This window comes from Listeria sp. ILCC792 (genome assembly GCF_900186135.1).
Classification (GTDB): domain Bacteria; phylum Bacillota; class Bacilli; order Lactobacillales; family Listeriaceae; genus Listeria; species Listeria goaensis.
The window spans coordinates 17,989-43,286 of the sequence record NZ_FYBO01000005.1; the positions used below are offsets into that span (position 1 = coordinate 17,989).

General features: G+C 40.9%; 23 protein-coding genes. 5 read left to right on the plus strand and 18 right to left on the minus strand.

What is annotated here, in order from left to right; translation table 11 throughout:
- Positions 1 to 65 precede the first annotated feature (65 nt).
- Genes CFS60_RS07030 through CFS60_RS07040 form a run of 3 tightly spaced genes read left to right on the plus strand, consistent with a single transcriptional unit; the run spans position 66 to position 3,287 of the window.
- Complete coding sequence (locus CFS60_RS07030; RefSeq protein WP_088839019.1) at positions 66 to 1,520, plus strand: glycoside hydrolase family 1 protein; 1,455 nt, start codon at positions 66 to 68, stop codon at positions 1,518 to 1,520.
- A gap of 52 nt (positions 1,521 to 1,572) precedes the next feature.
- Positions 1,573 to 1,875, plus strand: a complete 303-nt coding sequence (locus tag CFS60_RS07035; protein ID WP_088810061.1) for a PTS sugar transporter subunit IIB — start codon at positions 1,573 to 1,575, stop codon at positions 1,873 to 1,875.
- A 35-nt stretch (positions 1,876 to 1,910) separates the two neighbouring features.
- Positions 1,911 to 3,287: a PTS sugar transporter subunit IIC gene (locus tag CFS60_RS07040; protein ID WP_088810062.1), complete on the plus strand. Its 1,377-nt coding sequence runs from the start codon at positions 1,911 to 1,913 to the stop codon at positions 3,285 to 3,287.
- Between the two features lie 52 nt (positions 3,288 to 3,339).
- Here CFS60_RS07040 and CFS60_RS07045 read toward each other — a convergent pair whose 3' ends face one another.
- The 4 genes from CFS60_RS07045 to CFS60_RS07060 form a co-directional block, all read right to left on the minus strand.
- Positions 3,340 to 4,068 carry a MurR/RpiR family transcriptional regulator gene (locus tag CFS60_RS07045; RefSeq protein WP_088810063.1) on the minus strand — a complete coding sequence of 243 codons (729 nt, stop codon included), beginning with the start codon at positions 4,066 to 4,068 and terminating at the stop codon, positions 3,340 to 3,342.
- 83 nt (positions 4,069 to 4,151) lie between these two features.
- The gene (locus tag CFS60_RS07050) at positions 4,152 to 4,808 is read right to left on the minus strand and encodes a DUF1129 family protein (protein ID WP_088816024.1); all 657 of its coding nucleotides are present in this window, start codon (positions 4,806 to 4,808) and stop codon (positions 4,152 to 4,154) included.
- A gap of 86 nt (positions 4,809 to 4,894) precedes the next feature.
- A complete protein-coding gene (locus tag CFS60_RS07055) occupies positions 4,895 to 6,028 on the minus strand; it encodes a hypothetical protein (protein WP_088810065.1) in 1,134 nt (377 codons plus the stop codon).
- Positions 6,029 to 6,040: 12 nt separating this feature from the next.
- Positions 6,041 to 6,928, minus strand: a complete 888-nt coding sequence (locus tag CFS60_RS07060) for an ABC transporter ATP-binding protein (protein ID WP_088810066.1) — start codon at positions 6,926 to 6,928, stop codon at positions 6,041 to 6,043.
- Between the two features lie 150 nt (positions 6,929 to 7,078).
- Between CFS60_RS07060 and gshAB the strand changes: the two genes are divergently transcribed.
- Positions 7,079 to 9,412 carry a bifunctional glutamate--cysteine ligase GshA/glutathione synthetase GshB gene (gene gshAB, locus CFS60_RS07065; protein WP_088839020.1) on the plus strand — a complete coding sequence of 778 codons (2,334 nt, stop codon included), beginning with the start codon at positions 7,079 to 7,081 and terminating at the stop codon, positions 9,410 to 9,412.
- A gap of 269 nt (positions 9,413 to 9,681) precedes the next feature.
- On the plus strand, positions 9,682 to 10,236 hold the full coding sequence (locus CFS60_RS07070; RefSeq protein ID WP_088839021.1) for a hypothetical protein: 555 nt from the start codon (positions 9,682 to 9,684) through the stop codon (positions 10,234 to 10,236).
- Between the two features lie 176 nt (positions 10,237 to 10,412).
- Here the strand turns inward: CFS60_RS07070 and ychF are convergent, their stop codons facing one another.
- The 14 genes from ychF to serC form a co-directional block, all read right to left on the minus strand.
- Positions 10,413 to 11,513 (minus strand): redox-regulated ATPase YchF, encoded by a 1,101-nt coding sequence (gene ychF / locus CFS60_RS07075; protein WP_088810069.1) that lies wholly within the window; start codon positions 11,511 to 11,513, stop codon positions 10,413 to 10,415.
- A 148-nt stretch (positions 11,514 to 11,661) separates the two neighbouring features.
- A complete protein-coding gene (locus CFS60_RS07080; RefSeq protein WP_088810070.1) occupies positions 11,662 to 13,128 on the minus strand; it encodes a catalase in 1,467 nt (488 codons plus the stop codon).
- A 107-nt stretch (positions 13,129 to 13,235) separates the two neighbouring features.
- Positions 13,236 to 13,442 (minus strand): DUF951 domain-containing protein, encoded by a 207-nt coding sequence (locus CFS60_RS07085; protein WP_088825768.1) that lies wholly within the window; start codon positions 13,440 to 13,442, stop codon positions 13,236 to 13,238.
- A gap of 26 nt (positions 13,443 to 13,468) precedes the next feature.
- Entirely contained in the window at positions 13,469 to 14,314 is an 846-nt protein-coding gene (locus CFS60_RS07090; RefSeq protein WP_088810072.1) for a ParB/RepB/Spo0J family partition protein, read from the minus strand.
- Positions 14,307 to 15,068, minus strand: coding sequence for a ParA family protein (locus CFS60_RS07095; protein WP_088810073.1), 762 nt, complete (start codon positions 15,066 to 15,068; stop codon positions 14,307 to 14,309). The genes CFS60_RS07090 and CFS60_RS07095 overlap by 8 nt, the downstream gene beginning before the upstream one ends.
- 188 nt (positions 15,069 to 15,256) lie before the next feature.
- Complete coding sequence (locus tag CFS60_RS07100; RefSeq protein ID WP_088810074.1) at positions 15,257 to 15,994, minus strand: transcriptional regulator; 738 nt, start codon at positions 15,992 to 15,994, stop codon at positions 15,257 to 15,259.
- A 106-nt stretch (positions 15,995 to 16,100) separates the two neighbouring features.
- A complete protein-coding gene (locus CFS60_RS07105; RefSeq protein WP_088816018.1) occupies positions 16,101 to 16,406 on the minus strand; it encodes a hypothetical protein in 306 nt (101 codons plus the stop codon).
- Positions 16,407 to 16,419: 13 nt separating this feature from the next.
- Positions 16,420 to 17,274: a nucleoid occlusion protein gene (gene noc / locus CFS60_RS07110; RefSeq protein WP_088816017.1), complete on the minus strand. Its 855-nt coding sequence runs from the start codon at positions 17,272 to 17,274 to the stop codon at positions 16,420 to 16,422.
- Positions 17,275 to 17,345: 71 nt separating this feature from the next.
- Entirely contained in the window at positions 17,346 to 18,062 is a 717-nt protein-coding gene (rsmG, locus tag CFS60_RS07115; RefSeq protein ID WP_088816016.1) for a 16S rRNA (guanine(527)-N(7))-methyltransferase RsmG, read from the minus strand.
- A gap of 133 nt (positions 18,063 to 18,195) precedes the next feature.
- Positions 18,196 to 20,082: a tRNA uridine-5-carboxymethylaminomethyl(34) synthesis enzyme MnmG gene (gene mnmG, locus CFS60_RS07120; RefSeq protein ID WP_088839022.1), complete on the minus strand. Its 1,887-nt coding sequence runs from the start codon at positions 20,080 to 20,082 to the stop codon at positions 18,196 to 18,198.
- Positions 20,083 to 20,094: 12 nt separating this feature from the next.
- A complete protein-coding gene (mnmE, locus tag CFS60_RS07125; protein WP_088816014.1) occupies positions 20,095 to 21,468 on the minus strand; it encodes a tRNA uridine-5-carboxymethylaminomethyl(34) synthesis GTPase MnmE in 1,374 nt (457 codons plus the stop codon).
- A 191-nt stretch (positions 21,469 to 21,659) separates the two neighbouring features.
- Positions 21,660 to 22,907: a DUF1015 domain-containing protein gene (locus CFS60_RS07130; protein WP_088839023.1), complete on the minus strand. Its 1,248-nt coding sequence runs from the start codon at positions 22,905 to 22,907 to the stop codon at positions 21,660 to 21,662.
- Positions 22,908 to 22,976: 69 nt separating this feature from the next.
- The gene (locus CFS60_RS07135; RefSeq protein ID WP_088839024.1) at positions 22,977 to 24,161 is read right to left on the minus strand and encodes a 3-phosphoglycerate dehydrogenase family protein; all 1,185 of its coding nucleotides are present in this window, start codon (positions 24,159 to 24,161) and stop codon (positions 22,977 to 22,979) included.
- Positions 24,154 to 25,248, minus strand: coding sequence for a 3-phosphoserine/phosphohydroxythreonine transaminase (gene serC, locus CFS60_RS07140; protein WP_088810082.1), 1,095 nt, complete (start codon positions 25,246 to 25,248; stop codon positions 24,154 to 24,156). The genes CFS60_RS07135 and serC overlap by 8 nt, the downstream gene beginning before the upstream one ends.
- Between the last annotated feature and the right edge of the window lie 50 nt (positions 25,249 to 25,298).

Consider the following 25,298-nt stretch of genomic DNA (forward strand, 5'->3'; position numbering starts at 1 on the left):
CTATTTACGTTTAGAAATAAATCGCTTACATTGAGAATAACAAGTTTAATGACGGAGGTGTCAAAATGGAACATAAAAATCTAAAGCCCTTTCCAGAAGATTTCTTATGGGGTTCTGCATCTGCAGCCTATCAAGTTGAAGGAGCTTGGAATACAGACGGAAAAGGCCCATCAGTATGGGATAATTTTGTAAGAATACCCGGAAAAACATATAAAGGAACAAATGGAGATGTCGCTGTTGACCACTACCATCGCTACAAAGAAGACGTTAAATTGATGGCTGAACAAGGATTGCGCGCCTATCGTTTCTCCGTTGCTTGGAGCCGTGTAATTCCGCATGGCAACGGGGCGGTTAATGAAGCTGGCTTGCAATTTTATGAAAATCTCATTGATGAACTGATTTCTTGTGGGATAGAACCAATTGTAACGCTCTATCATTGGGATATCCCACAAGGTATTCAAGACGAATACGGCGGCTTTGAATCTCGGCGTATTATTCAAGACTTTACGGATTACGCGGAGGTGCTATTTAAACGCTTCGGCGACCGTGTGAAACACTGGGTGACCCTAAACGAGCAAAATGTATTTATCACGCACGGGTATCAATTGGAGTATCACCCTCCTGGGATTTCGGACTTAAAACGCATGTATGAAGCAAATCATATCGCCAATTTAGCGAATGCTTCCGCGATTAATAAATATCGCGAACTTGGCCTGGATGGGAAAATTGGACCTAGTTTTGCTTATGGACCAAGCTACTCGATTGATGCAAATCCAAAAAACGTTTTAGCTGCCCTTGATAATGAAGAACTAAGTGCCTATTTTTGGATGGATGTTTATACGTTTGGCGAATATCCTATTGCCGCTTGGAACTGGCTGGTAGAAAATGATCTTGCACCTACGATACAGCCAGGGGATATGGAGCTCTTAAAACGTGGTCGCCCAGACTTTATGGGTGTCAACTACTACCGCACTATGACCAATGCTTTCAACCCAAGAGATGGTGTTGGGGCTGGGAAAATGAACACGACGGGCAAGAAAGGCACTACGGAGGAAAGCGGGATCCCGGGAGTTTCGAAGCACGTGAACAATCCACATTTAGAGAAAACGAATTGGGACTGGGACATTGATCCGACCGGGCTTCGAATTGGGCTTAGACGTATCACGAGTCGTTATCGCTTGCCGATTATGATTACCGAAAATGGGCTTGGTGAATACGATTCGCTAACAGAAAACAAGGAGATTCACGATGAATACCGTATTGATTACATTCGTAACCATCTATATGCAATTCAAGAAGCAATCACAGATGGCGTCGAAATGATTGGTTATTGTACGTGGAGCTTCACAGATTTACTTAGCTGGTTAAACGGCTACCAGAAACGCTATGGTTTTGTTTATGTAGACCGCGATGAAACCGATGAAAAAGAGCTTGCACGTTACAAAAAAGATAGTTATTTTTGGTATAAAGATACGATTGAAGAAAATGGGCGCAATATTGAACGAGAAATGAAAAAATGAGTGCTACTCCTCCGCCCTTTTCGCAGGGCGGAGAAAAAACAGGAGGTTTACTATGAAACAAATTTTACTTGTTTGTGCAGCAGGAATGTCCACCAGTTTGCTAGTTGAAAAAATGAAAGCGCACGCAAAAGAGATTGGGGAGGATGTTGCGATTGAAGCGCTATCGATTTCTGAAGCAAGCAATAAAATAAATGATGTCGATATCGTCATGCTTGGCCCACAAGTTCGCTATCAGGAGAAGCAGATTAAGGAAATGGCTGCTGGCCGAATACCTGTAACCGTTATTGATATGATTGATTATGGTAAAATGAACGGTGCTGCAGTCTTAACGAAGGCGCTTGCTGCAATTCACTAAAAATTAAATGATTTTTAAAATGGGAGGTTTTTTAAATGAGTATGATGACCAAATTTGAGCATGGTATGGAGCGCTTTTTAGTTCCCGTGGCAAACAAGCTAAATTCACAACGCCACATTGCAGCCATTCGTGATGCATTCATTTTAGTTTTCCCTTTAATTATGGCTGGTTCAATCATTATTTTACTTAACTTTGCAGTCCTATCTCCAGACGGATTTATCGCTAAAATTTTATTTCTTGGTAAGATTTTTCCCAATTTAGCGGAAGCACAAGCCATCTTTGCTCCTATTTTACAGGGCTCCACCAACATAATGGCCATTTTGATTGTTTTTTTAGTGGCACGAAACTTGGCAATCTTTTTTAAACAAGATGAGCTCTTATGTGGTCTTACAGCTATTGGGGCATTCTTCATAATCTATACGCCGTACACGATGGTTGAGGAACAAGCTTACTTAACTATCAAATTCTTAGGTGCCCAAGGGCTTTTCGTCGCTCTAATTGTTGGTCTTATTACTGGGGAAGTTTTCAGTCGGTTAGCACGTAACGAGCGGTTAGCAATTAAAATGCCGCCCCAAGTGCCGCCAGCGGTTTCACGCTCGTTTAGAGTGCTTGTACCGGTTATTATTGTCATGATTCTCTTCTCTGTTTTAAATTACCTTATTTCGCTGATTGCTCCAGCGGGACTTCACGATTTGGTGTATAAAGTCATTCAATCACCACTTAAAGATATGGGGACAAATGTTTACTCCGTCTTAATTCTTGGCTTTATTTCGAACTTGCTTTGGATTCTTGGTATTCATGGTCCAAATACAGTTGCTGCGATTCGTGATACCATTTTCACTGAACCAAACTTAGCAAACTTATCTTACGTTTCGGAACATGGATCGGCTTGGGGCGCACCATACCCGGCAACTTGGGCTGGCTTAAATGATGCTTTTTCTAACTACGGCGGCTCTGGAATGACGCTTGGTCTTTTAATCGCCATCTTCATTGCCTCTCGCCGCGCTGATCATCGTGATATTGCCAAGCTTTCTATTGCGCCCGGGCTTTTCAATATTAACGAGCCTGTCATTTTCGGGCTACCAATTGTATTAAACCCGATTATGTTTATTCCTTTTATCGTCGTACCGGCAGTCACTACACTAGTTGGGTATTTCTTTGTAGCAACGAAAATCATTCCACCGATTGCTTATCAAGTGCCTTGGACAACTCCAGGCCCGCTGATTCCTTTCCTCGGAACAGGTGGAAACTGGCTAGCTCTACTGGTTGGGCTACTCTGCCTGGCCATCGCAACTGTCATTTATTTACCATTTGTTATTATTTCGAATAAAGTAGCCGCGTCTGATGCTGCAATGGACGCTAAAGCAACCGAATCGGCTGAGAAAACAAAGCCCGAAGTTGTAAATGAATAATTAAATCGCGCGCACCAAAAAAGAAAGTTCTCAAGAAGGAGAACTTTCTTTTTTAGGCATGTTCTTGATTATATGTACGTTTTGCCATCGATTCTAGCAAAAACAACACAGGAATTTGAGTCGTAATATTTGTCCGGTCAACCATTTCTGGCGTCACAAAGTACGGAATATTTACATCTGAAAGCCCTGCAAGCGTGTTCTTTGTTGTGTTCGTAATGCTAATAATTTTACTGCCATACTCGCGCATGTTCTGCGCCTGCAAAATGACTTGATCTGTTTCACCAGATACCGATAAAATAATCATAACAGCATTCTCAAACTGCTCTCCAGGATTGGGGTAAAAGGGGTCTTTAATATAAAAGGTTCTTTTTTTCAAGTTGGAGAAATAACGGGAGCCATATTCTGCTAGAATCCCTGATGTCCCTATCCCGAAAAACACAACCAGGCTTGCTTGCTGAATCATGCTAACTGCAGCATCCAATTGCTTGTCATAGTCACGATTTAACGTCCGCTCAAAAAACTCTTCCAAAACCTCAACTGTATCCGCTGTTTTCCTCTTACTATTTGATTTAGCTTCTTGTTTTAATTGAACTTTAAATTCTGAAAAGCCATCAAATCCGAGTTTTCGTGTAAAACGAACAATTGAAGCTGGCGAAACATGTGTCGCTTCTGAAAGTTCTCTCACTCGCATAAACATAACTTTATCCCGATTTTCCATAATAAAACGGTATAAATGTTGTTCTGTTTCCGTAAATTGCTTAATAATTTCATAGGAAAACATCATATTCCCCCCGATTTGTTATGATTATTTCCCGGGAAATAATCATAGGAAGCAGGTTGATTTCAACCTGCTTCCTTCTTATTTTATAATGATGGAATGTTTTTCTTTCTTTTAATGTACCATCTAAGTGCTAGAATGGCAGCTCCGGCAATGACCATGACCGTCGGATCTAACGCAACGTTAATTGCTGGTGGAACTGTAATTTGAACAATCGTCATAATGAACATCCACAGTGCGATAACTAGGACGGCCATTAATATGTAGCGAAGTGTTCCACCTTTTCTTCCTGCACGCATTTCTGTTGCATAACGGCGTAAAATAATCATGGCGAAACCACCTATAATACCCGTTATAAGGAGAACAGCTAATCCTAAAGTTTGTCCTTGGAAATAAGCACTCAATCCTGAAATAAGCATCATTGCGCCCAGAACGAGTAAGCCTCCGTCTAAACCAAGCCACCATTTGCTTGTATTTGGTGCCGCTTCAGCACGTGCTGCTTTAACCGTTAAAGAAGTGACATATTCTGTCGGTGTTAAGTCAAACAATTTGCGGGCCGTTACGCCTTGTTTTTGTTCCGCCAAGATTTTTTCTGTCATTTCAATAAGAATACTTTCTTGCTGTACTTCTGGGTAACCCGTCTGACGTAAATGTTTTTCAACTTCTTGTACATATTGCAAGTTCTTTTTTGTGAGCTTTTCTTTTTGCTCGGCTAAAGAAATGTTTGTCGTTTCAGTAGTCACTAAATTAATTCCTCCTAATTTTCAAGCTGAATTCTTTTCCTACAAACTCTATTATACCTAAACTTTTTCTAAAACGCGATATTATTTCAACTTGATTTTGCCATTTGGAAATACGCATTATAGCGCCGAACAATCCATATTGCTGCGAAAAAGGCAATGAAAAGGACGACTATCGCAATACTGAGATAAAGGGACAAGGAAATACCACTTTCTACATTGCCATCCGTAGCATTGGCAACAAATAAACCTGAACTGAGCGCGAAAAAGAAATACACAATCCATTTCACCCAGCCAAACGCGAACAATTGGCCATTGCGTTCCAATTTTTGGTTATTAAATAGCCAAATGGCGAAAATAACACATGCAATCATTAGTGCAAAGAAAAACCAAAGCGGGCCGACTGATTTTAACTGCATATCAAACGGCGAGAAGACTTTCAAATAGTCCTCACGTAAAATGAGCGATGACATATCTAATTCACCCTTATTGCGATTTAAAATCATATACATTTTGTCTAGGCTGGCGATAAGCAACACTGGGAAGAGAAGCGCACCAACACCTATTAAAACGCTCGCAACTGGCGAAGCAATACATAAGCCGATAATGACGGCTACTAAGAAAATTAAAATAAAACTTAGGTAGGCTCCTAAAATGTCGTGAAGCAATTTCGTTTTTTCCCAGTCAAGATATTCGGCTGGTATTTTAGCCTGAAAGTAAAGCATTCCCGCCCCTAAAGAACTGAGGAGACCGACTGTAATTGCGCTGATGCCTAGCAACATTTTGACCGATATAACGTGGCGTCTTTTGTATGGCAACATGGCGGTAAAGCGATTTTTGCGTGTGAACCGCTCAAAGGCAACGATAAATAATCCAAGAGCAAAGACAGCAATCTTAATGATGTCAAAGAAAATCGATCCTGTAAATGATATGTAATAAGGACTTATATCCTCATATTTTGGGTTTACCAACTCTGGAAATAGTGGATTCAAATAAACAATCGTTAAATTCGTTTTAATCTCTTCTTTGGAAAGCTGCAAATCGGGGTCACTTTCCTGTTCTTTTTGGAAACTTTCAGAATGATAATAGTCGCGCGTATCTGCCCACGTATTCGCATCCGTCATCAGCCCGCCAAAAATCCCGATAAAAAACATGATAACAAGAAGAACTAAAATCCATCTAGCGCTTTGCCACTCCTTGTACCACAATCCTTTTGAAAACATATTTTTTCCTCCTTATAACTCTAAGTACGAAATCTTTTCTTCTGCTAAATAAAAGGTGAAAATGTCCTCCATCGTCATGGTCATTTCCTCCAAGAGAAGGACTTGTTCTCGTTTTAAGCGCTCTAAAAATTCCTCTTTATCTTGTGATACGTAAATCGTAAAGATTCGTCCATTCCGGTAAAGCAGTTTCGCTTCCTGCTTAACAAAATCCGGCACACCTTTTGTTTTAAAAGCGACTTGAATTTTCATTGTCTGCTGCCTAAATTCTTCCAAATACAAATCCAGTTCAAGCGATGCGCCTTTTAGAAGTAAAACACGGTCAGCAATTTCGTCAAGCTCGTCTAGGCGATGCGAGGCGACTATAACGCTTGTATGTTTCTCCTTCGCCTGCTCTAAAATAAAATTCAAAATGTCACGTTTAATCATGACGTCAAGCCCTTCCATCGGCTCATCTAAAAGTAAATATTTCACATTTAAGGAAAAAGCTAAAATCATAAAGAATAACGCTTTCCTACCTTTTGAAAAAGAAATGATTTTGGTGTCCATCTTCATGTCAAAACGTTCCATTAGCTCTTGAAAATAAAATTCATCGAAATCCGTATAAATTGAGCGGTATAGTTTTACAATCGTCTTGACATTATGAGAGTTAAAATAATTCATACTATCTTCTAAAAAGAAGATTTCTCGCTTTAAAGCTGGCTTATTTAAAATATTCTCGCCATCAATTGTGACTTTTCCTTCATCTGGCAAAAAAATCCCTATTATCGTGCTGAATAAAGTTGTTTTTCCGACACCATTTCGTCCGATAAGCGCTGTAATTTCACCCGGCTTTAACTCAAAAGAAATATTTTGTAACACAATGTTGTTATCAATAACTTTTTTGATGTTTTCTACGCGCATAATATCCCATTCCTTCCAAAAATATACTCACCCATTTATTATACATGAAAGCAGTGTAACTATTAAAGTATTTCACAAACCAATTGTTATACTATTCACTCGCTTTGTTGTAATATTGAGTATGAAAATAAACGCGCCTGAGGTGAAAACATGATTAACTTAGATTCACAGTACATTTCTTTTATTAAAAAAAACCCTCTTTTAGCTAAACAACTTTTTTCGGGACATTTCGGATTGGAAAAGGAAAACTTACGCGTGACGCCTAGTGGGCATCTAGCGCTAACCAAGCATCCCTCTATTTTTGGACCAAAAGAAGAAAATCCATATATTAAAACCGATTTTTCGGAAAGCCAAGTTGAAATGATTACGCCTGTCTGCGATTCTGTGGAGGATGTTTATAATGCGATTACAAATTTGCATAATATTGTTTCGCTAGCGCTTCCTGAAAATGAGCAGCTTTGGCCAAACAGCAACCCTGCCCTTATTCCGGCCGAGGAGGACATTCCGATTGCCGAATACCAGACAAAGGATCATCCAAATCGCCTTTACCGCGAACATTTAGCGGTGGAGTACGGTAAGAAAATCCAGCTTTTATCTGGCATTCATTACAATTTCTCTTTTTCTGATGATTTTTTGAAAGAGCTTTTTCAAGCGTTTCGCAAGGAAAATGAGACGTTTCAGGCTTTTAAAAATCAGATTTACTTAAAAGTGGCCAAATATTTTATGAAAAATCGCTGGTTATTGATTTACTTAACGGGCGGCGGCCCTGCCTATATGGACGGCTTTACGACCGTTCCTGATGCTGTGAAAACTGCGGATAATGCGCGGATTATAAAGGACGGCATTTCCTTACGAAACAGCTCTGCGGGCTATAAAAACAAGGATTCCTTGCATATTGATTACGATTCTTTTGATGGTTACATTTCCTCAATTGCTCGCCACATTGAAAATGGTCGAATTAATAGCATGCGTGAATTTTACAATCCTATTCGGTTAAAAAATAGCCATACCGACCAAACGCTTGAAAGCCTAGCTGAACAAGGCGTTGAATATATTGAAATTCGCGCAATCGATTTAAATCCACTTGAGAAAAATGGGATTTCCAAGGAAACTTTGCATTTTATTCATCTGTTCTTAATTACTGGTTTGCTTTCTGAAAATAATCGACTTTGCCCTGATAATCAGCAGATATCTGATGATAATGAGGAGAAAATTGCACTTTTCGGCCTTGCACAACCACCTATTATGGGTTGTGACCATGTGGAAACTCCATTTTTAGAGGCTGGTTTACTAGAATTAAACAAAATGTCGACGTTCCTTTCAGAGCTTGTCCCAGACGATAAGGAGCTGCAAGACGTCATTTCACTTCAAAAAGAACGTCTGGCTAACCCTGCAGAAACGATTGCCGCCCAAATTGCGACAAAAATTAAAGAGCTCGGCTATTTAAACTTTCATTTAAATGTCGCTAAGGAATCACTAGAAGAAGCAGATGCCGAAGCATACCGTTTTATCGGCGCGGAAGACATGGAACTTTCTACGCAAATTTTATGGAAATCTGCCTGGAAGAAAGGTTTAAAAGTCGACGTTTTAGACCGGTCGGAAAACTTTTTACGTCTGTCACTTGGTGATAAAAGCGAAATTGTGAAGCAAGCAACCAAGACGTCTAAGGATAATTATGTGACGGTACTTGTAATGGAAAATAAAGTGGTGACAAAACGCATTTTGGCTGAAAATGACATTCGCGTTCCGTTTGGGGAAAATCATACTGAGCTAGAGGATGCTCTTTTGAGCTATTCAAATTTCGCAGGAAAACAAATTGTGATTAAGCCTAAATCAACGAACTACGGTGTAGGCATCAGCATTTTTAAAAACTTTTTCACAAAAGAAGCTTTTGAAGAAGCTATCAAAATTGCGTTTAGCCATGACTCTGCGATTATGATTGAAGAATTCATTCCTGGCGATGAATATCGTTTTCTTGTAATGGGTGATGAAGTGGTGGCGGTGCTAAAACGAATTCCGGCTAACGTTGTTGGTGACGGAATTCACTCGATTCGCGAACTTGTGGAGGAGAAAAATTCGGATCCACTACGCGGGACAGATCATTTAAAGCCGCTCGAAAAAATCCAACAAGGGCCTGAAGAAACCTTGATGCTTTCGCAGCAGCAGTTGATGTGGGAGGATATACCGAATTTAAATCAAACGGTTTATCTCCGGGAAAACTCAAATATTAGCACTGGCGGTGATAGTATTAACGTCACTGATGAAATGGATTCTTACTATAAAGATTTGGCTGTTCGTGCGGCAAAAGTTGCCCATGCAAAGATTTGTGGTGTCGATATTATTGTGCCACCTAATCCAACTGACTATTTAAATGCAGCGATTATTGAGCTAAATTTCAATCCTGCTACTCATATGCATGCGTTTCCTTACAAAGGTGAACGTGTTGCGACAGGTGATAAAATTATCGATTATCTTTTTAAATAACCTTTTGGAGATAATTAGATTTTAAAAATAAAAAGCATGAAACCGGTAATCACGCCATTTTGAAAATGGGCCCTACTGGTTGCATGCTTTTTATTTTGACCAGACTTTTTTATTTCACTTAAAACTCTAAAAGTTGGAATACAGACTGGGACTAGGGCTTTCCCCTCTTTTTAATGCCGTTTTTATTTTTGTATATAATTTTATTGATTTTCATTTTTTCGTATGATAATATATAAAAGAAAACAACACAAAAAAAGAGGAGGATTTACATGAACACTATTAAAAAAACTTTTTTCCCAGCACTTCTATTTTTAGCAATGGTTGCAGCAATTGTTTGGGTAGTACCTTCACAAGATGCTGAGGCAGCAGTTCCAGAAAATAATTTAACTTATCTTCTTACTTGGCAAGCGGCAACTGCCGAGATTGATCACTACACAATTTATAGAGATGGGCTGAAAATCGGATCCACTTTTGGAACTGGCTTCTATGATATGGGTCTTGCACATGGAACTACATATAAATATAGGATTGAAGCTACTTATAAAGATGGATCTGTGACCTATAGTCACGGTTATCCTCAAATCTACACAACACCTGGAACAAACGATTTGAAATTCCGCATATCTTGGAAATATTCAGGAGTCGGTTGTTACTTCAATGTGTTCCGTGATGGTATAAGAATCGCAACTACTGATGGTTTTACGTATACCGATCAAAACCTTACACCAGGAGAAACTTATACTTATAACCTACAAACTGTCGATAGAGCTGGAAATAAATCTGTAAAAACTGCTCCACTTTACTACACAGCTCCAAGTAATTAAAGCAGAGCCTATTCCTCTAAAAGTTTAGATTAAAAATCTCTAACTTTTGGAGGTCTTTTTATTGTTTTAAATTTAAATTACATATGGTTTAAGATTGTCTATAAAGAAAAACCCGACCGGCTAAATCCAGTCGAGTTTTAACTAAAATAGTAAGCTTTTGTTTCACGTGAAACACTTTATACGTTAAATCGGAAGTGGACAACGTCCCCATCTTGCATGGGGTATTCTTTTCCCTCCAGACGAACTTTCCCAGCCTCTTTAGCCCCTTGCTCTGAGCCGTATTCAACGAGTGCATCATATGCAACCACTTCGGCACGAATAAAGCCGCGCTCAAAATCTGTATGGATAATTCCCGCACATTGCGGCGCTTTCATACCCTTACGGAAAGTCCATGCACGTACTTCTTGCACGCCAGCAGTGAAATACGTTGCTAAACCCAGTAATGAATATGCAGAACGAATTAATTTATCCAAGCCAGATTCTTCAATGCCAAGTGCCTCTAAAAATTCACGCTTATCTTCGTCTTCAAGTTCCGCAATTTCTTCCTCCGCGCGCGCACATACTGCAATAACCTCTGAGCCTTCGCTAGCCGCGAATTCCTGCACTTTTTGCACATAAGGATTGCTAGACGGATCAGCCACGTCTTCTTCACTCACATTCGCGACATAAAGAACAGGCTTTTTAGTTAAAAGGAAAAGGTTCTTGACGATTTTGTCTTCCTCTTCATTAAATTCCACTGCACGTGCTGGTTTATCGTTCTCAAAAGCATCTTTTAGCTTAGAAAGCACGTTAAATTCAGCGACAGCGTCCTTGTCTTTCTGCTTTGCAAGTTTCTCCACACGACCAATTCGCTTATCAACCGTTTCAAGGTCTGCTAAAATCAGCTCTAAATTGATTGTTGAAATATCGTCTAGCGGATCAACTCGGCCTTCAACGTGTGTAATATTTTCATCTTCAAAACAACGTGTCACATGACAAATTGCGTCCACTTGGCGAATGTGAGATAAAAATTTATTACCAAGCCCCTCACCTTTACTTGCTCCTTTTACAATCCCAGCAATATCGGTGAATTCAAACGTAGTTGGTACCGTCTTTTTAGGTTCTACAAGTTCAGTTAATTTATTTAAACGTTCATCAGGAACTTCTACAATTCCTACATTTGGATCAATTGTTGCGAAAGGATAATTGGCTGCTTCCGCCCCAGCTTTCGTAATTGCATTGAAAAGTGTAGATTTCCCTACATTGGGAAGCCCCACAATACCAGCTGTTAATGCCATGTTTAAATTGCTCCTTTGTTAGTTATTAACATACAAAACGAGTTAGTCTCGTTTATTTTCACTAAGTAACATTATAAAGGTTTTTCCCCTAAAATACCACCCTCCCATAAAAAAACAAGCCAGTTAAAACCGGCTCGTCAGTTTACTTTCATTTTAAATCTGTAATATGTTTTTCTAAATCAATACCTGTTCCGGCTGCAACTCGAGCTGCAAACTCTGGTTCAGCTTGATAGAAGTTGCGCAAGTTGCGCACTTTAATATCTTCACGGACAGTTTCCCAGTCATCAACAATATTTTTAACAAGCGCGTCACGCTCCGCTTCCGTATAACGATGCCACACTTCTTTCGCATGTCCAAAATTATTTTTCTTCTCCGCTTCAAGGCGGCCAGCAACATGACCTCGTATTTCTTGCTCTGGCTCAATATAAGTTGGATTTTCTTTTGGCTCCGTCTCATAACTATTTGGTTCAAAATTAATACCACTCGTCTGTTGTTTAAATGGCATTGCCCCATCACGTTGATTATTTTGCACAGGTGTTTTCGGGCTATTTATCGGCAATTGCAAATAATTTGGTCCCACACGGTGCCGCTGCGTATCTGAATACGAAAATAAACGACCTTGCAATAAGCGATCCTCCGACGGTAGCATACCTCTTACAAGCACTCCCGGATTAAATCCAACCGATTCCGTTTCCGCGAAAATATTTTCAGGGTTACGATTTAATTGGAGCGTTCCGACTAATTCATATGGGAAAACATCTTCAAACCAGTCTTTCGTAGCATCTAGTGGATTGAAATCAAATTTATCAAGGTCAGCTGGATCTAATACTTGCACATATAAATCCCACTCCGGATAATTACCTGCTTCAATGGCTTCATATAGGTCACGTGACGCATGGTTGAATTCTTTCGCCTGAATTTGAGAGGCTTGTTCGGTTGATAGATTGACAATCCCCGCTTTTGGTTGCCAACGCAATTTTACGTATACCGTTTTTCCTTCTTCGTTTATCCATTTAAACGCGTGTACACTTGAACCCCTAATTTCCCTATAAGAAGCAGGTGTTCCTTCGTCACTGAATAAGTATGTAATCATCGTAATCGCTTCTGGCGTCAAACTGATGAAGTCCCAATAACGGTTTGGGTCTTGAATATTTGTTCGCGGATCTGGCTTAAGCGAGTGGATTACATCTGGAAATTTAATAGCATCACGAATAAAGAAAACTGGTAAATTATTACCTACAAAATCATAGTTCCCTTCTTCTGTATAAAACTTAACTGAAAATCCGCGCGGGTCTCGAAGCGTTTCAGGAGAATGCAATCCGTGAATAACTGTTGAAAAACGAGCAAACACTTCGGTCTCCTGTCCTTCTTCTTGAAGAAAGTGCGCCATAGTATATTTTTTCATACTATTCTTAACAACAAATTTCCCGTGTGCGCCTGCTCCTCTCGCATGTACAACACGCTCTGGAACACGCTCTCTATCAAAATGGGCTAGTTTTTCAATTAATACATAATCCTCTAGCAAAGTAGGTCCTTTGAGTCCCGCAGTCATCGAGTTTTGATTATCACCAATCGGAACACCTTGATTTGTTGTCAAATCTTTTTTATCATTCATGTTAACCCCTCCATCTGTTTAAAATAATTATTAAATGATACTAATTATAGTGTAAGGTAGGCCATTTAATTATTCAACTATTTCAACTTAAAAAAAGAATCTAGATTCTAAGATCCAGATTCTTCAAATTTTGTAACTATTTTCTTCACTTTATGCTCAAACTCTCGTCTTGGCAGCATCACGCTATGCCCACAACCAACACACTTTATCCGAATATCCATTCCCATCCGAATAATTTGAAATTTATTTTCCCCACAAGGGTGAGGTTTTTTCATTTCAACAATATCGTTTAAACCAAAATCTAATTTATCCAAACTCACTCACCCTTCCAAGAACTCCTTTAATCCAAATCGATATCTAAAATATCTAAAATCCTGTTCAAATCGTCGTCCGACAAAAATTCGATTTCAATCTTTCCTTTTTTATCTCGGCGTTTAATATTAACTGCTGTTCCAAATTTACTCCGCAATTGATCTTCACTTTCGCGAATATAAGCTGGTATCTTCTTAGGCTTTAATGTTTCACGTGAAACATTCTCATTTGTTTCCGTAACTAGTTTCTCTAACTGTCTAACAGTCAAGCCATCTTTCACCGTTTTTTTCGCAAGCGGTAAAATGTTTTTCTTTGCTTTTAAACCTAGCAACGCCCGACTATGTCCAACTGATAACGAGCCATCTCGCAGCATATCTTGAACTTCATCTGGTAAAGTTAACAACCTGATAAAATTAGCAATATACGGACGACTTTTCCCAACACGTTCCGCTAATCTGGCTTGTGTTAATTTTAAATTCTCCATTAAAAATGCGTATGATTCGGCCTCTTCTAGCGGAGATAAATCTTCACGTTGTAAGTTTTCTATAACGGAAAGCTCCATTAATTCAACATCGCTAAGTTGGCGTACAACAGCTGGTATTTCTTCTAAATTCGCCGCTTTGGAAGCTCTGAAACGTCGTTCACCTACTACAATTTGATACTTGTCATCAATTTGGCGTAAAATAATGGGCTGTAAAACACCGTGCGTCTTAATTGAATCCCGCAATTCATTGATGGCCTTCTTATCAAAATTCTTTCTTGGCTGAAATGGATTTGCTTCGATTTTCTGAGTTGCAACAAAAACAACTGCTTCTTCATTCGTATCCACTGTATTAAAAAGTGCATTTATACCTTTACCAAGGCCTTTAGCCATGCGAAATCACTTCCTTCGCTAGTTCTAAATAAACTTCTGCCCCTTTTGATTTTGCGTCGTATAGAAGAATCGGTTTCCCGTGGCTAGGCGCTTCACTAAGTCGAATATTTCTCGGAATGATTATATCAAACACTTTATTTTGGAAATATTTTTTAACTTCTTCAATGACTTGAAGACCTAAATTCGTTCGCGCATCTAGCATGGTTAGAAGTACTCCCTCAATTTGCAAATCTGCATTTAAATGCTTCTGTACAATTCGGATTGTATTTAACAACTGGCTAAGCCCTTCTAGCGCATAATATTCGCATTGAACTGGAATAAGCACAGAATCTGATGCAGTGAGCGCATTTAAAGTTAATAGTCCTAATGATGGTGGACAATCAATTATAATGTAATCGTACTCTTCTTTCAGCGTATCAATTGCTTTTTTAAGCCGGATTTCTCTAGAGATAGCTGGTACCAATTCCACTTCTGCCCCAGCAAGCTGAATAGTAGCCGGAACGACATCCAGATTATCTAATTCTGTCTTCTGTCTAACTTCTTGAATTGGAACATCATCAACGAGAACATTATAAACACAATTTGTAATCTCGCCTTTATTAATGCCCACTCCACTCGAAGCATTCCCTTGTGGATCAATGTCCACAAGCAAAACCTTCTTTCCTAAGAAAGCCAGGCTTGAACTCAAATTAACTGAAGATGTAGTCTTTCCTACACCACCCTTTTGATTTGCTAATGCAATAACTTTGGTCACTTTTTTCTCACCAACCCTTATCTACTTGCTGAAATATATATCTTCTTTTCTATTTTACCAAAACTTTTTGATTTCGTCTTATATTTCTTCAAAAAAATGTTTCACGTGAAACATTTTAACTGAATTCCATTGTTTTACAACACATAAAAAGACGCCACAAAGGGCGCCCTTAAAGGATTTATAGCATATTATTTCGCTGAGATTTCATTTAAATTAAATGTTGCCTTAACTTCCAGTGCCTGCCAAGCCTTTTGATACATACGCAAAGTCAAATCTGGATCTCCTGCTTCAATACGCTCGATAATTGTTGGCGATAAGTCTGATTTTAGCGCCATATCAAGTTGAGACCACTTCTTAGCAATTCGCTTGGCAAAAACAAATTGACCTAGTCTCGCAGAAAAACTATCTAAATAGTGAACGATACCTTCGTTTTCATACGCAAGTTCTTTTAAAGTGTTAAAATCATAGTCGCTCATACCAATGCTGAGCTCGGCCTTTACACGACTTAGGAAAATTCGTTTTGCTTCTTCACGATAAGCTCCCATGTTATCTGTAAATGGGTTCTTATCTTTGAAATATCCTTTAGCAAAACAGTAGTATGTTTCAGATTCTGAGAAGGCAGTAAAATAAATAAGGCGGCAGTTTTTATCTTTAAAATGAATTTTCATTTCTTGAATAGGTTGGTCAATGGACGTTTCAATACGCGTGCTTTGCAGGGAATACGCTTGGCTCTTCCCTATCGTAAGATGAATATCTGGTAAAATTTGCTTGCCAGTACTCATTTTTCTTGTTTCCGCTTGTTCCAATTGTAACAGCCCTTGAAGAAGTAACGTTGCCATCAAAGGTTCTTCAAGAATTAAGTTGCGTACAAAGTCATACGCTTGAAATTCACCTTGTTCGTCTTTTACAAAAACAATTTTAGCCATACACCTGCGCGGTTAACCCGCTCCCTCCTTTATCTCTTATCTGTTTTTTACATTTTCCTTTTTCTATACCCTAAAAAAAGAAAAACAATCCCTTGCAAGATTGCCTCTAGTTGTTTGCTGCATCGTACTTTTTCGCTTTTTTATACCAGCCATAAATATCACGTACGAGTAGGATAATATATACGAAAGCAACAATGTACATTAAATAACCTAATCCCATATTTAAAAATGCTCTTGCCGTGCTCACTTCAGACGCCGCACGACTCGTCATCATCGGGTACATAAAGAAAATAACCATGCGTTGCGGTTGCAAGCTCAAGATAGCCGTTGTAATAGAAGATACGAATGATGGTAAAATCATTGCCGCGCAACTAATTCCGATAATATGCCAAATAATTTTCACGATTTTCATAACAGATTCCTCCCTATGATTTATTTTTTGGAATCTGAATCGTAATCTCAAAAAATTCCTCGGATTCCTGCTCTTTAACTTCTAAGTCTAACCCACTTTTTTGAACCAGCTGAACAGATTCTTTAATCGTGTTAAGCGCAATGCGAACATCCTTACTGACAGCCCGAATTTGTGGCTTTTTAGGCTTAGGAGCTTCTTCTTTTTTTGTTAAAATTTCTTGAATAAGTTGGTCGGTTTGTTTCACATTAAAATTTTGCTTGATAATTTCGTTTAAAACCAATGTTTGCTGCGCCTCTGTTTCAAGAGCGAGAAGCGCACGCGCATGCCTCTCAGAAATATCTTTCACCAAAACCGCGTCCTGAACCTCTTTAGGCAACTTCAAAAGCCGTAGTTTATTCGCAATAGCCGATTGGCTCTTCCCAACTTGTTTCGCTAAATCGCCTTGCGTCACACTTTGCATATCAAGAAGCGCATCATACGCTTTCGCTTCCTCAATTGGCGTCAACTGTTCGCGCTGCAAATTTTCAATTAATGCAATCGCAGCCGTATCATCATCATTAAAATTCTGAATAATCGCAGGGATTTTTTCTAAATTTAAATGGCGTGCCGCACGATACCTTCTTTCTCCAGCAATAATTTCATAGCCGCCATCTTTTATTTCGCGCACTACGATGGGCTGAATTAAACCGTGAATTTGGATGGTTTCAGCCAATTCTTCAATTTTATCTTGATTAAAAACCGTTCGCGGTTGAAATTGGTTAGGTATAATGGAATCAATTGACAGCTCTTCAACATGTTTTTGCAAACTCATTTCTTCGGCTTCGTTATTCTCATTTTTATCCTTTTTTCCAAATAGTGAAAAAGCCATGCAGTTTCGTCCTTTCCAAGCTTCGTTCGCTCATTTTAAGTCCTACCTCTATTTTAGCAGAATGAAAAACATTACTCAATCGGTTGTTTATTCGGCGTTCCCGCCTTACGCGGATACTTATTCGGTGTTTCCTTTGTTTTTTCAATGACATATATATTTCGTTCGCTTCGCTCAACTGGAAGTTCAAACGCAAAATGATTCGTCACTTTTCCCCCAAAAAGAGAAATTGCCTTTGCAGCCACTTCGAGCTCCTGCTCCGCCTGCTGTGCCTTCATCGCAAGGAAAACTCCGCCTTTTTTCACAAGCGGTAAGCATAGCTCCGACAACACACTCATTCGCGCAACGGCACGAGCTGTTACGAGGTCAAACTGCGCCCGGTGTGCCTTGTTTTGGCCGAATGTTTCCGCACGGTCATGATAGAAATTCACATTTCCAAGTTGCATTTGTTCCGCCAAATGATTCAAAAATGTAATTCGTTTCGCGAGGGAATCGACAATGCTAACTTCAAGGTGTGGGAAGCAAATTTTAAGTGGAATGCTTGGAAAACCAGCGCCCGCCCCAACATCACAGACAGATTTAACATTTGTAAAATCTACAAAAAAAGCAGCCGAAATCGAATCATAGAAATGTTTCAAATACACGTCTTGTTTTTCAGTGATTGCGGTTAAATTCATCTTTTCATTCCATTCGACCAGCGTTTTATAGTAACAATCAAATTGATTCATTTGATCTTCATTTAAAAGAATGCCTTTTTCAGCAAGAGCAGCCTTAAATTGTTCTGGATTCATTTTCTTCCCCTTTTCCAATCATTTTCCATTTTATTTTATCATAACTCGGGCATTCTTGTTAGACTATACCAACAAAAAAAAGCATTTAAATCGGAATCAGCCAAGCTAAAACCTGTTTAAATGCTTCTTAAGCTTATTTCACTTTCGCAATTTTTCCTTGTTCAATATAAACGAGCAAAATGGAAATATCTGCTGGGTTGACGCCGCTAATTCGGCTAGCTTGTGCGATGGAAAGTGGTCGAATTTTTTTGAGCTTTTCAACCGCTTCTGTCGCAAGTCCGAAAATCGCGTCATAATCAATATTTTCAGGGATTTTCTTGTCTTCCATGCGCTTCATTTTTTCAACTTGCTGATAGGACTTTTCGATGTAGCCTTCATATTTGATTTGAATTTCCACTTGTTCTGCAACATCCGGTGAAGCAATTGTTTCACGTGGAACAATTTGGATGATTTTTTCGTATGTCAATTCTGGACGGCGCAAGAAATCTGCGGCTAAAATACCATCTTTAAGTTCGGCGCTACCTAAACTGCGTAGCATCGCTTGGACTTCCTCAGTCGGCTTAATTCGCGTCTTTTGGAGGCGTCTGATTTCTGCTTCAATTTCGGCTTTCTTTTCTAGGAAGCGAGCGTAGCGAGCATCCGAAATCAAACCAATTTCATGTCCAATTTCCGTTAAGCGCAAATCCGCATTATCATGGCGTAGCAGTAAACGGTATTCTGCGCGAGAGGTCAATAGACGGTACGGTTCCTCCGTCCCCTTTGTAACCAAATCATCAATTAAAACACCAATATACGCCTCGTCGCGGCCTAGAATAATTGCGTCCTTGCCTTGCACCTTGCGGCAAGCGTTAATTCCCGCCATCAGGCCTTGACCGGCCGCTTCCTCATAACCACTCGTGCCGTTCAGTTGTCCGGCTGTAAACAAGCCCGGAATAAGTTTCGTTTCAAGCGATGGCCAGAGCTGGTCAGGCATCACCGCATCATATTCAATCGCGTAGCCCACACGCATCATTTCAACATTTTCAAGCCCCGGAATCGTCCGAAGCATTTTTTCTTGAACGTCTTCTGGCAAGCTCGTTGAAAGCCCTTGGACATAAACTTCTTCAGTGTTGCGACCTTCCGGTTCAAGGAAGATTTGATGGCGCGGCTTATCACTAAAACGCACGATTTTGTCTTCAATGGACGGGCAATAACGCGCGCCCGTTCCTTTTTTCGTGGCTGTAAACATTGGCGAGCGACTTAAATTTTCATTAATAATGGTATGTGTGCCTTCATTTGTGTAAGTGAGCCAACACGGCAATTGGTCAAGCACCATGCTAGTTGTTTCAAAGCTAAATGAACGCGGGTTTTCGTCTCCCGGTTGAATTTCTGCTTGCGAATAATCAATCGAACTTGATTTGACACGCGGAGGGGTGCCCGTTTTAAAACGTCTTAAAATGAAGCCTAATTCCTCCAAGTGTTCGGACAGCTTGACGGACGGTTGCTGATTGTTTGGACCACTGGAATATCTTAGTTCGCCGACAATAATTTCACCGCGCGAAAAAGTACCCGTCGTTAAAATGACAGCATCCGCCGTGTATTTTGCACCGCCATTTGTAATGACACCTTTGCAAACTCCGTCTTCGATGACTAGGCGATCAACGAGACCTTGCTTTAGCGTAATATTAGGCTCTTTTTCGATGGTGTGCTTCATTTCGTGCTGATAATCCCATTTGTCCGACTGTGCACGGAGCGCGCGCACTGCTGGGCCTTTTCCGGTGTTTAGCATGCGCATTTGCACATACGTTTTATCCGTGTTACGTCCCATTTCGCCGCCGAGCGCATCGATTTCGCGTACGACAACGCCTTTTGCGGGACCGCCGACAGACGGATTACACGGCATGAATGCCACCATATCCAAATTAATTGTGAGCATGAGCGTTTTTGCGCCCATACGCCCGCTAGCTAAGCCTGCTTCAACGCCTGCGTGGCCAGCTCCAACGACAATAACATCATATTGTCCTGCATCATAAATTTGCATCTATTTCACTCCTTATTTTCCAAGGCAAAACTGATTAAATAATTGATCTAATAATTCGTCCTGTACCGAGTCGCCTGTAATTTCGCCTAGCAAGTCCCAGGCGCGGGTCATATCAATTTGCACGATATCAACTGGCATGCCTGTTTCAACACCTAAAATGACAGCGTCTAGCGCGTCTGACGCCTGATGAAGCAAGGCGATGTGGCGCACGTTTGAAACATACGTCGCATCTCCAGCATCAATTTCGCCAGTGAAGAAGAGCGTTTTAATTGCTTCCTCAAGCTCCACAATGCCGCCGTCCGTTAACATGGATGTTTCTACGACTGGTTGCCCGCCTGCTAAACGCGTGACGCTAGCGATATCTATTTTGCGTTCTAAATCGGTTTTGTTTAACACGACAACAAAACGGGTTCCGCGTGCGGCTTCAAAAAGCGCCTCGTCCTCTTTCGTTAGCGGTTCATTTTGGTTCAAAACGAGCAACAGAAAATCGGCTTCTGCGAGAGCTTTTCGTGATCGTTCTACCCCGATTTTTTCTACAATATCCTCGGTTTCGCGAATGCCCGCCGTATCAATCAAGCGAAGCGGCACGCCGCGCACATTCACGTACTCTTCAATGATGTCACGCGTCGTTCCTGCGATGTCCGTGACAATCGCTTTATCTTCCTGAATGAGCTGATTCAAAAGCGATGATTTCCCCACATTTGGTCGGCCGATAATGGCCGTCGCAAGACCTTCTCGTAGAATTTTCCCCTGACTTGCGGTTTGAAGCAACTGGTTCACCGACGCTTTCACGAGGTGCGTTTTCTCGAGTAGCATTTTCACGGTCATTTCTTCCACGTCGTCGTATTCTGGGTAGTCGATGTTCACCTCGACTTGCGCTAGCGCGTCTAAAATTTCCTGTCTAAGGCTCCGGATTAAGCGCGACAAATTGCCGTCCATTTGCTTGAGCGCAATGCCCATCGCTCTGTCCGTTTTCGCTCGAATTAAGTCCATCACGGCTTCCGCTTGTGATAAATCAATTCTTCCGTTTAAAAAGGCGCGTTTTGTGAACTCTCCTGGTTCAGCTAGGCGAGCGCCACTTCTTAGTAGGAGCTGCAACACCTGATTCACCGATACGATGCCACCATGGCAATTGATCTCCACAACATCTTCACGTGTAAACGTCCGTGGCGCACGCATAACCGAGACCATCACCTCTTCAATTGTTTCGCCTTCTTCTTTTATATGACCATAATGAATGGTATGACTTTCTGCGTCACTAAGCCGTTTTTTGGCATAAAAAATACGATCCGCTACTGGAATCGCCTCATCACCGCTTAATCGAATAATTGCAATGGCACCCTCGCCTGGCGGTGTTGAGATCGCAGCAATAGTATCAAAATCCATTCTACCCCACCTTTCTCCGCAACAAAACGGATAAATTTAGTTTGAATAAATTTTCATTTGCACTCAACAGTTCGCTCTGCTTTCACCAAAGCTTGCTATTCACAAGTTATAAAATTTAATATCTACTATTTTAACTTATCCACATGTGAATAACAACCGTTTTTTTAAAATTAGACTGATGAAGATTATCATCAGTCTAATTTACTTTCTAGTTCGTGGACAAAAAGACCGCTTAATAGTTTAGGTTCAAACCATGTGGATTTTGGTGGCATAATTTCATTGGCGTCTGCCACGCTTAGTAGGTCATTCATTGTTGGCGGGTACATGGCGAAGGCAATAGAAAATTCGCCACTATCTACGCGTTTTTCTAGTTCGGAAAGGCCGCGAATGCCGCCAACAAAATCGATGCGGTCGTCACGTCTAATATCGCGGATGTCGAAAATCGGTGTGAGCACTTCATTTTGGAGAATCGAAACATCAAGGCTGCCGATGACATCATTCGGTATGCGACTTTTTTTGGCGGTTAAGCCGTACCAATTGCCGCCTGTGTAAAGTCCAATTTGTTTTGGCGCGCTTGGTTTAAACGGCGCAGATTGTTTTTCTGTGATGTCAAAACGCGCTTTTAGTTGGTCGAAGAAATCGGTCGGGATAGGTACATTTAAAACGCGATTGTAGTCGAGGATTTCGAGTTCTTCAGCCGGGAATAAGACAGCTAAAAAGAAATTGAATTCCGCGTCTGGCCCTTCATTCGGGTGCGCCTCCCTCCGTTTTAATCCTACCTTAACAGCCGATTCCGTGCGATGGTGGCCGTCCGCAATGTAAAGCGCCGGAATGGACGCGAATGCCGCCGAAATGCTTGCGACAATGTCCGCATCGTCAATATGCCAAACCTTGTGTGCCACATCGTGAAAGCTTGTAAAATCATAAATAGGGGCGTTTTCAGCCTTAAATTGCTGAATCACAGCATTGATTTCTGCTTTTCCACGGTACGTCAAAAAAATCGGACTCGTATTCGCATCACAAGTGTCAACATGACGAATCCGGTCGAGCTCCTTTTCCTCCCGCGTGAACTCATGCTTTTTAATCTTCCCAGAAATATAGTCGTCAATCGCCGTCGTTGCTGCAATCCCCGTCTGCGTGCGCCCATTCATCTCCAGTTCATAAATGTAAAAACCCGCACGAACATCTTTTTTCAACCATTCTTTTTGTAAAAACGCCCGTAAATTTTCTTTCGCTTTTAAGTAAACCAAGTCATCATACGGCGATAATGATTTCTCAAGATCAATTTCCGCTTTATCAATATGTAAAAATGAATATTCATTCGCATCGCCTAGCACCCTTGCTTCTGCACTACTTAAAACATCGTATGGCAAGGACGCCATTTTATTCGCTACATTTTCATTCGGTCTTACTGCCTGAAACGGTCGTACATTCACCATTAGTTTTCCTCCTAAATTTGAAAAGCCTCAAGAAATTTCTCAAGGCTCCATTATTTCCCGGGAAATAATTTATACCGTAACGCCTAAAGGCTCGATAATTCGCACACGCAAAATGCCACCAACAGCTTCTAATTCAAGCTTGATTGCTTCTAAACTATTGGAATCATTTCGGTCCATATCGACTAGCGTATATGCATAATCGCCGCGGCTACGGTTCGTTAAATCCATAATGTTCATCGCATGATTCGCGACAATCGTCGTCACTTGTCCAACCATGTTCGGGATATTGCGGTGGCACACACCAATTCGCGGATGCCCGTTATAGGGCATATCAACCGCTGGATAGTTCACCGAATTTTTGATGCTACCTGTTTCTAAGAAATATTGTAATTCGCGGGACGCCATCAGCGCACAATTGGTTTCCGCTTCTTCCGTTGAAGCACCAAGGTGAGGTAGGACGCGAACTTTTTCCGTTTGAAGCAGCTGCTTGGTTGCAAAGTCAGTAATATACATGCGCAATTGATTGGCTTCTAGCGCCTCACAAATTGCGTCTTGATTCACAAGTTCCCCGCGGGAGAAGTTAAGCAACACGGCGTTTTGCTTTAATAAAAGCAAGGTTTCCGCATTGAACATTTCGCGCGTATTGTCGCGCAGCGGAACATGAACCGTAATATAGTCGCATGTCGCTAAAACTTCTTCAAGTGTGATGGCACGTTTGACGTCTTTTGAAATCTTCCATGCCGTGTCCACCGAAACATACGGGTCAAAGCCAACGACATCCATACCGAGCGCCACCGCATCATTGGCAACCAGTGCACCAATCGCGCCAAGTCCAATAATACCTAATTTTTTCCCATAAAGCTCCGTTCCAGAAAAAGCCTTTTTGCCCGCTTCTACTTTCGTTTCAACATCGTCGTCATCGATTCCTTGCACCCAAATGTTGCCCTCGATAATCGGCCGAGCCGCCATAAATAAACTCGCAAGCACTAACTCCTTCACCGCATTTGCATTGGCTCCAGGCGTATTAAATACGACAATACCGCGCTCCGAGCAGACTTCAAGCGGAATATTATTCACACCCGCACCAGCGCGCGCAATCGCCTTTAATGATTCTGGGAAATCATAATCGTGCAGACCATAACTTCTAAGTAAAATACCATCAGGGGACGCATTCGCATCAAGCACATATTTTTCCAAATCAAAAGTTCTTAACCCCTCATCGGCAATCGCATTTAACGTTTCAATATTAAACATGAACCTTTCCCCCTTCATGGCTACGTGCAAAATCCTTCATAAAAGCAACAAGCGCCTCAACGCCTTCAATTGGAAACGCATTGTACACGCTCGCCCGCATTCCGCCAACCGAACGATGCCCTTTTAAATTCACAAAACCTTTTTTTAGAGCCTCTTTTATAAACGCTTGATCTAGTTCTGCGTCACCGGTCGTAAAAGGAATATTTGTCAGCGAACGAACAGACGGCTCAACAGGTGAGCTAAATAGATTCGATTCATCGATATACGAATAAAGCAGACCTGCTTTTCGGCGATTCAAAGCCTCCATGCCGCTCACACCACCTTGCGCCTTAATCCATTCGAATACTAGTTTCGCCACATATATCGCAAACGTAGGCGGCGTATTGTGCATCGACCCATCATCTGCCATCACCTGATAATCAAGCATAGAAGACAAGTTCTCCGCCCCCCCAATTAAATCCTCGCGAACAATGACAATCGTAAGTCCAGCTGGGCCGATATTTTTTTGCGCACCCGCATAAATAAGTCCAAAATCACGCACATCGTAGTGGCTCGCTAAAATATTCGATGACATATCCGCAACTAACGGCACATCACCCGTCTTAGGCACGTTAAATATCGCTGTTCCTTCAATCGTATTGTTTGCTGTAATATGCAAATAAGCTGCATCTTCAGACGGTGCAGGGATATTTGGAATATAGCTGAAATTTCTATCTTCAGATGACGCAATGACGGAAGTCGTAACATTCGGCAGCTTTTTAGCCTCTGAAATTGCCTTTTTCGACCAACTTCCTGTATTCACAAATTCTATTTTTTTGCCTTGCGCTAAATTTAAAGGCACCATCGCAAATTGTAAACTTGCACCGCCTTGTAAAAAAAGCACTTTGTAATTATCTGGAATATCCATTAACTCGCGAAGCAGCTGCTCGGCCGAATCAATAATTTCTTGAAAAAGTGCAGACCTATGGCTTAGCTCCATGACTGACATCCCTGATCCTTTATACGATAATAGTTCTTCTTGGACTTGCTTTAGTACTGGAACTGGCAAAGTTGCCGGTCCCGCTGAAAAATTATAGACACGCTCCACTCATCATCGCTCCTGTTCACAGTCATTTTACTAAAAAACGAATCACCAGT

What these genes read in the sequence shown, in the direction of transcription:
- mnmE (WP_088816014.1), bottom strand. Translation starts at nt 21,468, where the DNA reads ATGGATTTTGATACTATTGCTGCGATCTCAACACCGCCAGGCGAGGGT.
- CFS60_RS07060 (WP_088810066.1), bottom strand. Translation starts at nt 6,928, where the DNA reads ATGCGCGTAGAAAACATCAAAAAAGTTATTGATAACAACATTGTGTTA.
- CFS60_RS07045 (WP_088810063.1), bottom strand. Translation starts at nt 4,068, where the DNA reads ATGTTTTCCTATGAAATTATTAAGCAATTTACGGAAACAGAACAACAT.
- CFS60_RS07070 (WP_088839021.1), top strand. Translation starts at nt 9,682, where the DNA reads ATGAACACTATTAAAAAAACTTTTTTCCCAGCACTTCTATTTTTAGCA.
- CFS60_RS07105 (WP_088816018.1), bottom strand. Translation starts at nt 16,406, where the DNA reads ATGAAAATCGTGAAAATTATTTGGCATATTATCGGAATTAGTTGCGCG.
- CFS60_RS07035 (WP_088810061.1), top strand. Translation starts at nt 1,573, where the DNA reads ATGAAACAAATTTTACTTGTTTGTGCAGCAGGAATGTCCACCAGTTTG.
- CFS60_RS07130 (WP_088839023.1), bottom strand. Translation starts at nt 22,907, where the DNA reads ATGGTGAATGTACGACCGTTTCAGGCAGTAAGACCGAATGAAAATGTA.
- mnmG (WP_088839022.1), bottom strand. Translation starts at nt 20,082, where the DNA reads ATGCAAATTTATGATGCAGGACAATATGATGTTATTGTCGTTGGAGCT.
- CFS60_RS07055 (WP_088810065.1), bottom strand. Translation starts at nt 6,028, where the DNA reads ATGTTTTCAAAAGGATTGTGGTACAAGGAGTGGCAAAGCGCTAGATGG.
- ychF (WP_088810069.1), bottom strand. Translation starts at nt 11,513, where the DNA reads ATGGCATTAACAGCTGGTATTGTGGGGCTTCCCAATGTAGGGAAATCT.
- CFS60_RS07040 (WP_088810062.1), top strand. Translation starts at nt 1,911, where the DNA reads ATGAGTATGATGACCAAATTTGAGCATGGTATGGAGCGCTTTTTAGTT.
- CFS60_RS07080 (WP_088810070.1), bottom strand. Translation starts at nt 13,128, where the DNA reads ATGAATGATAAAAAAGATTTGACAACAAATCAAGGTGTTCCGATTGGT.
- noc (WP_088816017.1), bottom strand. Translation starts at nt 17,274, where the DNA reads ATGGCTTTTTCACTATTTGGAAAAAAGGATAAAAATGAGAATAACGAA.
- gshAB (WP_088839020.1), top strand. Translation starts at nt 7,079, where the DNA reads ATGATTAACTTAGATTCACAGTACATTTCTTTTATTAAAAAAAACCCT.
- CFS60_RS07090 (WP_088810072.1), bottom strand. Translation starts at nt 14,314, where the DNA reads ATGGCTAAAGGCCTTGGTAAAGGTATAAATGCACTTTTTAATACAGTG.
- CFS60_RS07100 (WP_088810074.1), bottom strand. Translation starts at nt 15,994, where the DNA reads ATGGCTAAAATTGTTTTTGTAAAAGACGAACAAGGTGAATTTCAAGCG.
- CFS60_RS07135 (WP_088839024.1), bottom strand. Translation starts at nt 24,161, where the DNA reads ATGTTTAATATTGAAACGTTAAATGCGATTGCCGATGAGGGGTTAAGA.
- CFS60_RS07030 (WP_088839019.1), top strand. Translation starts at nt 66, where the DNA reads ATGGAACATAAAAATCTAAAGCCCTTTCCAGAAGATTTCTTATGGGGT.
- rsmG (WP_088816016.1), bottom strand. Translation starts at nt 18,062, where the DNA reads ATGAATCCAGAACAATTTAAGGCTGCTCTTGCTGAAAAAGGCATTCTT.